The following is a 13322-nucleotide window of genomic DNA, read 5'->3' on the forward strand; positions in this document are numbered from 1 at the left end:
CGTCGTCGAGCCTAGATGCTGTCGTTGAGTGCTTTGATCGGCATCGACAGATCCGACAAGAGGTCGAGGTCGTCTTCGGCCGGTCGGCCCAGCGTGGTGAGATAGTTGCCGACGATGACGGCGTTGATGCCGCCGAGGATCCCCTGCTGGGCGCCGAGATCGCCGAGCGTGATCTCGCGACCACCCGCGAACCGCAGGATCGTGCGGGGCAGCGCGAGACGGAACGCGGCGACCGACCGCAGCGCCTCGGAGGCCGGCAGGACGTCGAGGTCGCCGAACGGGGTGCCCGGGCGCGGATTGAGGAAGTTGAGCGGCACCTCGTCGGGCTCCAGCGACGCGAGGTCGGCGGCGAACTCGGCGCGCTGCTCCAGGCTCTCCCCCATGCCGAGGATGCCGCCGCAGCAGACCTCCATGCCGGCGTCGCGGACCATCCGCAGCGTATCCCAGCGCTCCTCCCAGGTGTGGGTCGTCACCACATTCGGGAAGTGGCTGCGGGCCGTCTCCAGATTGTGGTTGTACCGGTGGACGCCCATGTCCTTGAGCTGATCCACCTGCTCCTGGGTCAGCATGCCGAGGCTGCAGGCGATCTGAATGTCGACCTCGTTGCGGATCGCCTCGATGCCGGCCGCGACCTGACTCAGCAGCCGCTTGTCCGGTCCGCGGACCGCCGCGACGATGCAGAACTCGGTGGCGCCGGTCTTCGCGGTCTGCTTGGCGGCCTCCACGAGCGACGGTATGTCGATCCACGCGCTGCGCACGGGCGACGCGAAAAGGCCGGACTGCGAACAGAAGTGGCAATCCTCAGGGCAGCCGCCGGTCTTGAGCGAGACGATGCCCTCCACCTCGACCTCGGGGCCACACCACCGCATCCGGACATCGTGGGCCAGCTGCAGCAGTTCGGTCAGACGCTCTTCCGGCAGCCGCAGCACCTCGAGGACCTGCTCGCGGTTCAGCGGCTCCCCGCGGTCGAGGACCTGTGCGCGCGCGACGTCGAGGATGTCGCCGGTTGTCGGTTCGGATACAACGGGTGCCTGGGTCACGAGTGAACTCCTTCGGTGGACGGGCATTCAGGGTGGGCAGACGGTGCCGCCGCGGAAATCTCGGTTGCCGTCGGCGGGGATCCGGTTGCTGTCGGCGGGGATCCGGTTGCTGTCGAGGCGAATTCAGTTGCTGTCGACGAAAAGTAGGTTGCTGTCGGCGGGAGGGCGCACTCACGTCGGAGCCAGTCGGTGTCTATCCACGAGGGCGCACGGCGACGGAATTCCGCCCGATCGAGGGCCCCCGCGCCGGCGGGGATCACGCCGACGATCGGCACCCCGGTGACACGCGGCAAGTCAATGCGATTGCAGGTCATCGCGAGATCGGGGTCGGCAGGCCAGGAACCGACCACGAGGCCGGCCGGACGCAGGCCGCGGGCGACGATCGCACCGACGGTGAGCTCGGCATGGTTGAGTGCACCGAGCCCCGGCGGAACCACGATGAGCACACCCGCATCGGTGGCCGCCGCGACATCGAGCAGGGTCAATCCGTCGGCCAGTCGGACCAGGACACCACCAGCGCCCTCGACGAAGGTGACGTCGTGGTCGGCGGACATCGCGGTGATCGCGGCCGAGACGGTGTCGGGATCGAGCGGAGCCATCCCGGCCCGTCGGGCGGCCGTGTCCGGGGCGAGCGGATCGGGAAAGCGAGCGCATTCCACGGTGCTGACCGGACCGGCCAACTCATCGATCACGGCAAGGTCGCCGGGCTCCCCGGGCGCGACCCCGGTCTGTGCCGGTTTGCACACGGCTGCGGCCAATTCCGCATCAGCGGCGGCCGCGACCAGCGCTGCCGTGACGATGGTCTTGCCGACGTCGGTGGACGTACCGGTGACCGCGAGGACCTGGCCGGTCATCGCTCGCCGACCTCTCGGATCCCGACCTCTCGCAGCGCACCCTTGACCACGTCGGCGACGTGATGGATCAGCGGTCCGTCGAGATCGGCCCGCACCGTCAGCCGCAGTCGCGAAGTGCCCGCGGGCACCGACGGCGGGCGGAAGCAGCCCACGAGGACTCCGCGATCCCGACAGATCGCGGCGGCGGCCACCGCCCTTTGCGGTTCTCCGATGACCAACGAGATGACCGCAGCGGCCGGGTCGGGTACACCGATCGCGGCAGCGAGCCGGGTGGCATTGGCGCGCAGTCGGTCCGGCATCGCCGCATCCGAACGGAGCAGCCCGAGCGCGGCGCGCGCCGCACCGACCGCCGCCGGATTGAGCCCGGTGTCGAAGATGAAGGTCCGCGCCCGATCGATCAGGTGCGAACGCAGCAACGCCGATCCGAGCACCACCCCGCCCTGCGCGCCCAACGATTTGGACAGCACCGTCGTGACGACCAGGTCCGGAGCCCCCGACAGTCCGAGCTCGGCGACCAGTCCCCGACCACCCGGTCCGCGCACCCCGAGCGCGTGCGCCTCGTCGACGAGCAATGCGGCGCCGTGATCGCGAGCCGCCGAATACAACTCGGCGACGGGGGCAGGCTCGCCGTCGATGCTGTACACCGAATCGGTGACCACCAGGGCCCGCCGTTCGGTCCGCTCGCGCAGCGCCGCACGCACCGCGGCGTGGTCACCGCGATCGGTCACCACCACCCGCGCCCGCGACAGCCGGCATCCATCGATCAGCGACGCATGCGTACCCGTGTCGCTGACGATCAGGTCCCCTCGGCCTGCCAGCGCGGTGATCGCCCCGACGTTGCCGAGATAACCCGACGAGAAGGCCAGCGCAGCAGGGAAACCGAGGAAGTCGGCGAGATCGTCCTCGAGGTCGACATGGAGCTCGGTGGTCCCGACGACGAGCCTCGACGCGGTCGACCCGGCACCCCAGGTGTCCAGTGCGGCGTGGGCACCGGCGACGACGGCCGGATGGCCGGAGAGGCCCAGGTAGTCGTTGGAGGCCAAATTGATCATCGCCGGATCAGGAGGTCGCACAACGGGTTCGCGATGCAATCCGGCGGCACGCAGACGAGCGGCCTCGTCGGCCAGCCACGCCAGCGCATCGTCGCCGTCGGCGACCGGCGTGATCGCGGAATCCGGCAGCTCGGTGGTGGTCATCGGATGGCTCCCGTGACGAGATCGGTGGACAGACATGCCTGCACGGCGGCGCGGACCCCGCGGGTGATGGTGTCGATGTCGTCGTCGGTGCACACGAACGGCGGCATCACGTAGATGAGATCCCGGAACGGCCGGACCCACACGCCCTCGTCGAGGGCGGCGGCGGTGGCGGCCGCGATGTCCACCGGACCCTCGAGTTGGACGACCCCGATGGCTCCACGCACCCGAACGTCGACGATCCCCGTGCGACCGTCGAGGTCGGTCAGTCCCGTCCGCAACCGGCTCTCGATCCCCTGCACCCGTTCCCGCCACGGGGAATCGAGCAGCAGTTCCACCGCGGCGACCGCGACGGCACACGCCAGCGGATTCGCCATGAAGGTCGGCCCGTGCGCGAGCCCGCCCGCTTCCCCGGCACTGATGACCGCGGCGATCTCAGGCGTGCACAGGGTGGCCGCCAAGGTCAGGTATCCGCCTGTCAGCGCCTTGCCCAGACACATGATGTCCGGGGCGACCCCGGCATGATCGGCCGCGAACAGTTCACCGGTGCGGCCGAATCCGGTCGCGATCTCGTCGAAGATCAGCAGGACGCCGGCACGGTCGCAGATGCGGCGCAGTTCGCCGAGGTACCGCGGATCGTGGAAACGCATCCCGCCCGCACCCTGCACGACCGGTTCCACGATGACGGCGGCCAGCCTGTCGCGATGCCGTTCGACCGCGGATTCCAGAACGCGGACGTAGTCGTCGTCGAACGCCGCGGGCGGCGCGGGCACAAAGAGCTGCTCGGTCAGGACGTCGGTCCACATCGAGTGCATGCCGCCGTCGGGGTCGCAGACGCTCATCGGGGTGAACGTGTCGCCGTGGTAGCCGCCGCGCCACGTGAGCAGCCGGGTCCGCTCACCGTGGCCGCGACTGCGCCAGTACTGCAGCGCCATCTTGACCGCCACCTCCACCGACACCGAACCTGAGTCGCAGAAGAAGACCTTCTGGAGCGGCTCGGGGGTGATCGATGCGAGCAGCTGTGCCAGCCTGGCGGCAGGTTCATGGGTCAGACCACCGAACATCACGTGTGACATCGCCCCGAGCTGACGGGTCACCGCGTCGTCCAGAACCGGATGGCGATAGCCGTGAATCGCCGCCCACCACGAGCTCATCCCGTCGACGACGATGCGACCGTCGCCCAGCTCCAGCCGGACCCCGTGCGCGCCCCGCACCACCAGTGGGCGCGGCTGCGCCGGGTCGACGCCTGCCGCATGCATCGCGCCATACGGATGCCAGACGTGCTCGGCATCGATACGACTGATGGCGGCCTCGTCCACGGCGATGTCCTTCGAGATCGGGAGACGTCGTTCGGGCTGACGGCGTCCTGGACACTGTACAGGCTTCCTGAACGCTGTACAGGGCGCGCGTCGTCGGGCGCGCGCCCATTACCCTGAGCGGGTGAGCAACAATCGGGCCGACGTCCTGCGAGCGGCTCGGCACATCCTCACCGACCACAGCCTCGCCGACCTCTCGATGCGGCGGCTCGCCGCGGACCTCGGCGTCCGCCCGAACGCCCTGTACTGGCATTTCCCCAACAAGCAGACGCTGCTGGCAGCCCTGTCCGACGACATCCTCGGCGAGGTGCACACGGCACCGGGGTCGCTTCCGTGGGATGAGCGGTTGGCGTTCCTGGCGACCGGGATGCGCGCGGCACTCCTCTCGGTGCCCGACAGCGCCGAGGTGGTGTCGTCGAGCTGGGCCAGCGGATTGTCGCCGAAGTCGATCGCCATCGATCTGTCCTCGGTGGCCCGCGACGGCGGCTTGAGCGATCGAGATGCCCGGGCGGTCGCGACGGCGGTGTGTCAGCTGGTGATCGGACTCACCATCGAGGAGCAGACACGTGCCCAGATGGAACGTCTCCAGGTGATCGAGCCGTCGGACCGGGACTTCACCGCCGAGTTCACCGACGGCCTGAGCGTGATCCTCGACGGCGCGCGACTGCGCGCCTTGGCCGTGACTGCGTCGCCCGGCTCGGCCGAAGGTAAAGAAAAGTAAAGGTCAGCGGGGGTGTGACCGCAGGCGTGTCGGAGCGGACCGAATCGAGATATCACAGCTTGGACATGTAGATTGCTTCCCGACACCAGCCTCTGGCACACCAAACCAGTCGTCGCGCTCGATTCGCCGAACGCGCCGTCGAGACAGGAAGACGTACCCAGGTAGTGGCAGCTCCGACCCACACCGCCGCCCCGGCCACGCCGGCCCCGGTGAACAACGTGCCCGCGTACCGCACCGACCTCGACGGTCTGCGCGGGATCGCGATCGCACTCGTCGCGTGCTTCCACATCTGGTTCGGCCGGGTGTCGGGCGGTGTGGACGTCTTCCTCGCGCTGTCCGGATATTTCTTCATCGGGTCGCTGCTCCGCCACGCGATCCACAGCCAGGCACCGCACGTGACCTACCGCGACACGATCAATCCGTGGCCACGCCTGAAGCGCCTGCTGCGCCGACTGTTGCCCGCACTGTTCACCGTCCTGATCGCGATCGCCGTCCTCACCGTCATCGTCATCCCGCAGACCCGCTGGGTCAGCATCGGACGCGAACTGGTCGCGAGCGCGCTGTACTACCAGAACTGGCATCTGGCGTTCAATTCCCAGGACTACCTGGCCGCGAGCTCGGCCAACAGCCCGCTCCAGCACATCTGGTCGATGTCGGTGCAGGGCCAGTTCTTCGTGGCCACGATGGTCGTGGCCCTGGTGTTCGCCGCCGTCATCAAACTGGCCGCGAGAGCTCTGGCGCCCCTCGCGGAGCCACGGGTCATCCGGGTGCTCGTGGGCGTCGCCGTCCTCTTCGTGGCCGCCGTGTCGTTCTACTGGGCCCACATGCGCATGGGGGTCAATCAGCAGTTCAACTATTTCGACACCTTCTCGCGGGTCTGGGAACCACTCGCCGGCGGGCTGCTGGCCATCTGGCTGCCCCGCTGGCGCGTCCCGAGGTGGCTCCGCACGGTCGCGGCGGTCGTGGCCCTGGCGCTGATCGTCACCTGCGGCTGGTGGATCGACGGAGTCGACTCCTACCCCGGACCGTGGGCGCTGATACCGGTGGGCTCGACGCTGCTGATCATCTGGGCAGGCGCAACCGCCCTGGAGCGTCCGCGTCCAGGGGTCTCGTCACCGCAGGCCCTCCCACCGGTCAATCGGATGCTGGCCAGCCGGTGGCCGGTCTGGCTGGGCACCATCGCCTACTCGCTCTACCTGTGGCACTGGCCACTGCTCATCTTCTACCTGACGTGGCGGGGCAAGGACCACGCTTCGGTACTCGAGGGTGTGGTCCTGCTCGCTGTCTCGATCACCCTCGCCTGGCTCACCAAGCGCTACATCGAGGATCCGCTGCGCGGCGGCGGCCGGTCGCGGCTGGCGCACGCCCGCCGGGACGGGCACACCCGCTGGCTGACCTACACGTCGGTACTGACGTCGATCCTGGTGATCGCAACCCTGGTCACCGGAGTCGGTATCAAGATCTGGGATCGACACGTCTCGACGATGGTCGTGGACACCAAGAACCTCGATCCGCGCCTGTATCCCGGTGGTCGGGCACTCCTCAACGGCCTGCCGGTACCCGCACTGGATCCTCAGCCCTCGCCATTGCTGGTCACCAAGGACTTCCCGGAGACCTCCACCGACGGCTACATGAGCAGCTTCGAAGACCCCGACATCCACGTCGGTGTGTACGGCGACCCGAACGCGACCAAGACGATCGCGCTGATCGGCGGATCGCACGCCGAGATGTGGATCAGTGCACTGAACCTGCTCGGGCAACGCAATCACTTCAAGGTGACCACGTATCTGAAGATGGGTTGCCCGATGTCGACCGAGCTCGTCCCCAAACAGGACGGCATACCGTATCCGCAGTGCCACGACTGGGTGATGCGGGTCCAGAAGAAGGTCATCGCCGACAAGCCGGACGCGATCTTCACCAACTCGACCCGGCCGCGCGACTACGAGCCCGGCGACTGGGTGCCCCCGACCTACACGCCGATCTTCGACGATTTCATCGCGGCGGGCATCCAGGTGTTCGGCATCCGCGACACACCCTGGCCACACAACGCCGCGGGTCTGATCGACACGCCGACGTGTCTCGCCGACGGCGGGTCGGCCACCAGTTGCGCGACGCGACGGGCCGCGGCGCTGGCTCCCGACGACCCGGCCAAGGCGTTGGCCGCCACCCGGCCGATGTTCCACGCCCTCGACCTCTCGAACGGGGTTTGCGATGCGGAGTTGTGCCCGGCGATCGTCGGCAATGTGGTCGTCTACAAGGACTGGCATCACCTCAGCGCGACGTTTGTCCGCAGCCTGAGCGACGAGTTGGGCCGCCAGATGGCGGCGGCGGCGCCGTGGACGGGCCCGTCACCCCGTTGACCCCCTCGCCCGTTGACCCCCTCGCCCCGTTGAAGAGGTGTGACGTCGTCGATCACACGTCGTCGGCATGCTCTCCGAGATGAACCCGGGACCGTTGACGGCTAGTGTCGTCTCATGGAATCGCCGAAGGTCGCAGTGACTGAGTCACCGGCCCCCGATGCCGGAGGTTCGCGCCCCGCCCAGCCCGCGGAGGTCACCAACGTCCCCGATCCGTTCGACTTCGCGGCGCCACCGGACGACCGGGAACCCTTCATCGTCTGGCCGGGCAGCGCATATCCGCTCGGGGCGACGTATGACGGTGTGGGGACAAACTTTTCGTTGTTCTCGGAGGTCGCCACCGCGGTCGATCTGTGTCTCATCGACGACGCCGGGACGGAACGTCGGATCCGCCTCGAAGAGGTCGACGGATACTGCTGGCACTGCTATCTCCCCAACGTCGGCCCGGGTCAGTTCTACGGCTTCCGGGTGCACGGCCCCTACGACCCCGCTCAGGGTCTGCGGTGTGATCCGAGCAAGCTGCTGCTCGACCCGTACGGAAAGGCCTTCCACGGTGAGTTCGACGGGGATGCGTCACTGTTCTCGTACCCGATGGTCGATGAAGGACCGGACGAGGCTCCCGCCGCCGACGAGGCCGCCGAAGCAGACTTGGACACGACGCCCGGCGGCACGGATCAGACGCCGCCCGAGTCCGTCGGAAAACCGGACACCGATGGCACCGACACCGACACCGAGACCGAGACCGAGACCGAGCCGAACGGCGACACCGAGTCCTCGCTGACGCTCACCACCCGTGCACCGGCCGACATGCCGCAGCTCGACTCGCTGGGACACACCATGGTGTCGGTGGTGATCAATCCGTATTTCGACTGGCAGAGTGACCGATCCCCGCGTCGGCCTTATCACCAGACAGTCATCTACGAGGCCCACGTGAAGGGGATGACGGCCACTCACCCCGATGTTCCGGAGCATCTACGCGGAACGTACGCGGGACTGTGTCACCCCGTGATCATCGACCATCTGCAGTCGCTCGGCGTCACCGCGATCGAGCTCATGCCGGTCCACCAGTTCATGCAGGATTTCGTCCTGCACGACAAGGGCCTCCGGAACTACTGGGGGTACAACACCTTCGGGTTCCTCGCACCCCACGTCGAATACGCGTCGAAGCCCGACCAGCCGGCGAGCGCGGTCACCGAGTTCAAGGCGATGGTCCGGGCCTTCCACAAGGCCGACATCGAGGTGATCCTCGACGTGGTCTACAACCACACGGCGGAGGGCAACCATCTCGGCCCGACGGTCTCGTTCCGCGGGATCGACAACGCGGCCTACTATCGGCTCGTCGACGACAACCCCGAGATGTACATGGATTACACCGGAACCGGGAACAGTCTCAACGGGCGCCATCCGCACACGCTGCAGCTCATCATGGATTCGCTGCGGTACTGGGTCCTTGAGATGCATGTGGACGGCTTCCGTTTCGACCTGGCCTCCACCCTCGCACGCGAGCTGCATGACGTGGACCGACTATCGGCGTTCTTCGATCTGGTGCAACAGGATCCGGTGGTCAGCCAGGTCAAGCTCATCGCGGAGCCCTGGGATGTCGGCGAGGGCGGCTACCAGGTCGGCAACTTTCCCCCGCTGTGGACTGAATGGAACGGCAAATACCGCGACACAGTCCGGGACTACTGGCGGGGCGAACCGGCGACCCTCGGCGAGTTCGCGTCCCGGCTGACAGGTTCGTCGGACCTGTACGAGGCAACCGGCCGTCGGCCCCTCGCCAGCATCAACTTCGTCATCGCCCACGACGGCTTCACGTTGCGTGATCTGGTGTCCTACAACGAGAAACACAACATCGCCAACGGCGAGGACAATCGTGACGGCGAAAGTCACAACCGGTCCTGGAATTGCGGGGTCGAGGGCCCCACCGACGACCCCGACATCCTCGCCCTGCGCGCACAGCAGCAACGCAACATCCTGGCCACCCTGTTCCTCTCACAGGGCACACCCATGCTGGCGCACGGTGACGAGATGGGCCGGACGCAACAGGGCAACAACAACGTCTACTGCCAGGACTCCGAACTCTCGTGGATGGACTGGTCACTCGCCGAGAAGAACACCGACCTCCTCGACTTCACCCGCCGGGCCATCGCGCTGCGCCACGACCACCCTGTGCTGCGGCGCCGAAGGTTCTTCGCCGGCAAGCCGATTCGCTGGGGCGATCAGGCCCTCGACATCGTCTGGCTGACCCCAGCCGGGCAGGCCATGACCGCCGAGGACTGGGACAGCGGGTTCGGCAAGAGCCTGGCGGTGTTCCTCAACGGCGACGGCATCGAGGAGAAGAACGAACTCGGCGAGAAGGTCGTCGACGACAGCTTTCTCATCTGCTTCAACGCGCACGACGGCGACATCGACTTCCACCTGCCACCGTCGTCGTGGGGCCTGGAGTGGACCGGCGAACTCGACACCACCCACGCCGACGGCGCCACCGACCTCACCGCCGCGGCCGACACGACCGTGACCGTCGGTGCCCGATCGGTCCTGGTCCTGCGCAAGACGGCGTGAGCACCGAACGGCAGGTGTCGTCCGCCGACGCCCACGGCATCGGCGGACGACGAGAACCGGTCGCCACCTACCGGATTCAGCTCACCCCGGACCACGGCTTCGCCGAGGTCGTCGAGATCCTCCCCCGGATCGCCGACCTGGGCGTGAGTCACCTGTACCTGTCGCCCATCGGACGCGCGGTCGAGGGTTCCACCCACGGATACGACTGGGTGCCACCGCCCGGCGTATCGGCCGAACTGGGCGGGATCGACGGGTTGCGGGCGTTGCGTCGCGCCGCCACCGATCACGGACTGGGGGTGATCGTCGACATCGTGCCGAACCACACCGGCGTCGCGGACCCGGTACAGAACCCGTGGTTCAACGACCTGCTGCGGTACGGCTCGGGTTCGCGTTACGCGACGTGGTTCGACGTCGACTTCTCCACCGACAACGGCACCGACGGCAAGATCGCGCTCCCGGTGATCGCCGCCGACGGCGACCTCTCGCCCCTCTCCGTCGACGACGGGCATCTCCGGTACTACGACCATGTCTTCCCCACGGCTCCCGGCACCTCGAGTGGCACGCCCGCGGAGGTGCACGATCGTCAGCACTATCGGCTGGTCCCGTGGAACAGCGGGTTGATCGGATACCGGCGGTTCTTCACCGTCAACGAACTCGCCGGCCTGCGTCAAGAGGACCCCGAGGTCTACGCGGCCTCGCATCGATGGCTGTTCGACCTCGTCGACGAGGACCTCATCGACGGCGTCCGCGTCGACCATCCGGACGGGCTCTGGGATCCGCAGGCCTATCTGCGACGTCTGAGGGGCGACGTCGGCGATCGCCGGTTGATCTACATCGAGAAGATTCTCGCGTCGGACGAGGATCTGGAGCCCACCCTGCCGGTGGAGGGAACCACGGGTTACGAGCAGATGCGCGCGATCGATGCCGTCTTCATCGCGCCGACCGGGATCATCGAGCTCGACGAGGTCCACGAGAGCATCACGGCGACGACCGGCGACTCGGCGTGGCTGCACGCGACCGAACGAGAACGCAAGTTGACAACCGTCCGGCAGATGTTCCCGACCGAGCATCGACGACTCGTCCGGGCCATCACGCACTCCGATCCGTCCGCCGACGTCGACGCGATAGCCGACGCGACCGCCGAGCTGATCGCCGAGATCGGGGTCTATCGTGCCGACTACCCGTCCCTGCGCTCCCGTCTCCTCGACACCGCAGCGGAGATCGCCCGTCGCGCACCTGCTCTCGCATCCGCACTCGACCTCGTGGTCCAATCCACCGCGAGCCCCGGTGCGGCCACGTCTCGGCTCGCCCAGACCTGCGGCGCGGTGACGGCGAAGAGTGTCGAGGACAGCCTGTTCTACCGCACGGCAAGACTCGTCTCCGCTCAAGAGGTCGGGGGCGACCCGGCCAACCCGGCGATGTCGCTGCGGGAGTTCCATGCCCGCAATGCCCGCCGGGCACGTGACTGGCCGTGGGCGATGACCGCGACGTCGACGCACGACACCAAACGCGGCGAAGACGTGCGGGCCCGCATCGCCCTGCTAGCCCAGGTACCGGAGCGGTGGTCGCTGCTGGTCCGCCGGATCTGGTCCCTCGCGCCGCCGCCGGACGACCTGACGGGATACTTTCTGCTACAGAACATCTTCGGCGTCTGGCCCGTATACGGGGCGGTCGACGACACCCTGCGGACACGACTACGCGCCTATGCCCAGAAGGCGGCCCGCGAGGCGGGCCTGCGTACCACCTGGACCGAGGTCGACGAGGAGTTCGAGAGCGCTCTCGACTCGTGGGTGGACGCCGTCACCACCGGTGACGCCGCGGACGCGATCGCCGGACTGGTCGGCGAGATCTCGGCGAGCTGGCAGGCCGAGGCGATGGCGCGCAAGGCGATCGCACTGCTCGGCCCGGGGGTCGGCGACATCTACCAGGGCACCCAATGGTGGGACGACTCTCTCGTCGATCCCGACAACCGTCGGCCGGTGGACTACTCGCGGCCCGAGCATCATCCCAAGGCCGAACTGATCCGCGTGGCCCTGCGGGCCCGTGCCGATCATCCGATCGCCTTCGGTGCGGGAGGCACTTACGCTCCATTGCCGACCGAGGGCCCGCGCGCGGACCACGTGATCGCCTTCGTCCGGGGAGCAGACGACGATGATCCGCGGGTCGCCGTGGTGACCGCGCGCTTCACCCACAGTCTGTCCGCGCACGACCGCTCGACGACCTCGGTGACCCTGCCGCCGGGGACCTGGACCGACGCGGTGACCGGCGAAACCCTCGACGGAACCGCCCATCTCGCGCAGTTGCTCGCCCCCGGACCCGTCGCGATTCTCACCCGCTCAGGCTGAGCACACCGTCAGGTGGTGTCACTCACCCCGCCGGGGCAGGCGCGGGCGGGGCGGCGGGGGCGGCCGGCTGCCCGGACTGGTTCTGTTGGCCCTGGGGCGCACCGATACCGGCCTGCGCGCCGTCGAGCTTCGCGACCAGCCACTTGCCGTCCTCTTTGTGCAGGTCCAGCCAGATCAGCATCAGTTCCTTGCCGCCGGACGGCGCCAGGGTGCTGGTCCCACTGACCTCCATCAGCACACTCGTCTTTGCCGAGTCGGTGTCGAAACTGGCGACCGACACCGACTTCACGACCGGGGTGGCCTTCACGTTCAGATCCTTGACCGCCTTGCTCCCGTCGGACTGCTGCTGCTCCAGATGTTGACGGAACTCACCGGTGGACAGGGGGCCGAGGAGCTCCTTCATGTTGCCGATGTTGTCGGTGTTCATCGTGCTGACCAACTTGACCGAGAACTCCTCCGACGCCGCCTTGCTGTCGTCGAAGGCGGCGAGTTCCTGCCGCTGGTGATAGTAGCCCCAGCCCAGCAGCACGACCCCGACCACCACGGCGATCACGACGATCGCGGCCAGGACCTTCGCCAGTCCACGGGTCGAGAAGGTCAGCGAGATCTCGCGTCCGCCAGAAGATTTCGGGCGCTCGGAATCGGGTGTCACGTCGTTGTCGGGGGTTGCGGCCGCCGGGGTCGGGGTACCGGACCGGCGCCCCGCCGTCCGAGCGGATTTCGTCTGCGGACGCGTCGCCTTCGGTGCCGGCTCGGCCGGCTCGTCGACACTTCCGGTCGACGTGTCATCGGCACCGAGATCCGCGTCGGCCCGCGGCACGGCGTCGTCGGTGTGGGCGGCGTCGTCGGTGTGGGCGGTGTCCTCGGGACGGGGCGATCTTGACTCTGCCGAGCCCTCGTGCGATCCGTCGGAGTTGTTGTCCTGCTTGGTCAT

General features: G+C 67.8%; 9 protein-coding genes. 4 read left to right on the forward strand and 5 right to left on the reverse strand.

The window, feature by feature from the left end; translation table 11 throughout:
* Window positions 1-11: 11 nt before the first annotated feature.
* The 4 genes from bioB to OVA31_RS00570 are packed head-to-tail and all read right to left on the reverse strand — an operon-like array spanning window position 12 to window position 4406.
* Window positions 12-1040: a biotin synthase BioB gene (bioB, locus tag OVA31_RS00555; protein WP_420714121.1), complete on the reverse strand. Its 1029-nt coding sequence runs from the start codon at window positions 1038-1040 to the stop codon at window positions 12-14.
* A complete protein-coding gene (gene bioD, locus OVA31_RS00560) occupies window positions 1037-1894 on the reverse strand; it encodes a dethiobiotin synthase (RefSeq protein ID WP_267629220.1) in 858 nt (285 codons plus the stop codon). The genes bioB and bioD overlap by 4 nt, the downstream gene beginning before the upstream one ends.
* Entirely contained in the window at window positions 1891-3090 is a 1200-nt protein-coding gene (locus tag OVA31_RS00565) for an 8-amino-7-oxononanoate synthase (protein ID WP_267629221.1), read from the reverse strand. Before OVA31_RS00565 ends, bioD begins: the two co-directional genes overlap by 4 nt.
* Entirely contained in the window at window positions 3087-4406 is a 1320-nt protein-coding gene (locus tag OVA31_RS00570; RefSeq protein ID WP_267629222.1) for an adenosylmethionine--8-amino-7-oxononanoate transaminase, read from the reverse strand. The genes OVA31_RS00565 and OVA31_RS00570 overlap by 4 nt, the downstream gene beginning before the upstream one ends.
* Window positions 4407-4527: 121 nt before the next feature.
* Between OVA31_RS00570 and OVA31_RS00575 the strand changes: the two genes are divergently transcribed.
* The 4 genes from OVA31_RS00575 (at window position 4528) to treY (ending at window position 12388) form a co-directional block, all read left to right on the forward strand.
* Window positions 4528-5124, forward strand: a complete 597-nt coding sequence (locus tag OVA31_RS00575) for a TetR family transcriptional regulator (protein ID WP_267629223.1) — start codon at window positions 4528-4530, stop codon at window positions 5122-5124.
* 164 nt (window positions 5125-5288) lie between these two features.
* Entirely contained in the window at window positions 5289-7484 is a 2196-nt protein-coding gene (locus OVA31_RS00580; RefSeq protein WP_267629224.1) for an acyltransferase family protein, read from the forward strand.
* Window positions 7485-7598: 114 nt separating this feature from the next.
* Window positions 7599-10043, forward strand: a complete 2445-nt coding sequence (gene glgX / locus OVA31_RS00585) for a glycogen debranching protein GlgX (RefSeq protein ID WP_267629225.1) — start codon at window positions 7599-7601, stop codon at window positions 10041-10043.
* Window positions 10040-12388, forward strand: a complete 2349-nt coding sequence (gene treY / locus OVA31_RS00590) for a malto-oligosyltrehalose synthase (RefSeq protein ID WP_267629226.1) — start codon at window positions 10040-10042, stop codon at window positions 12386-12388. Before glgX ends, treY begins: the two co-directional genes overlap by 4 nt.
* Before the next feature lie 22 nt (window positions 12389-12410).
* Here treY and OVA31_RS00595 read toward each other — a convergent pair whose 3' ends face one another.
* Window positions 12411-13322, reverse strand: a complete 912-nt coding sequence (locus tag OVA31_RS00595; RefSeq protein WP_267629227.1) for a hypothetical protein — start codon at window positions 13320-13322, stop codon at window positions 12411-12413.

The sequence above is a fragment of the Gordonia sp. SL306 genome (assembly GCF_026625785.1).
In the GTDB taxonomy this organism is placed as follows: domain Bacteria; phylum Actinomycetota; class Actinomycetes; order Mycobacteriales; family Mycobacteriaceae; genus Gordonia.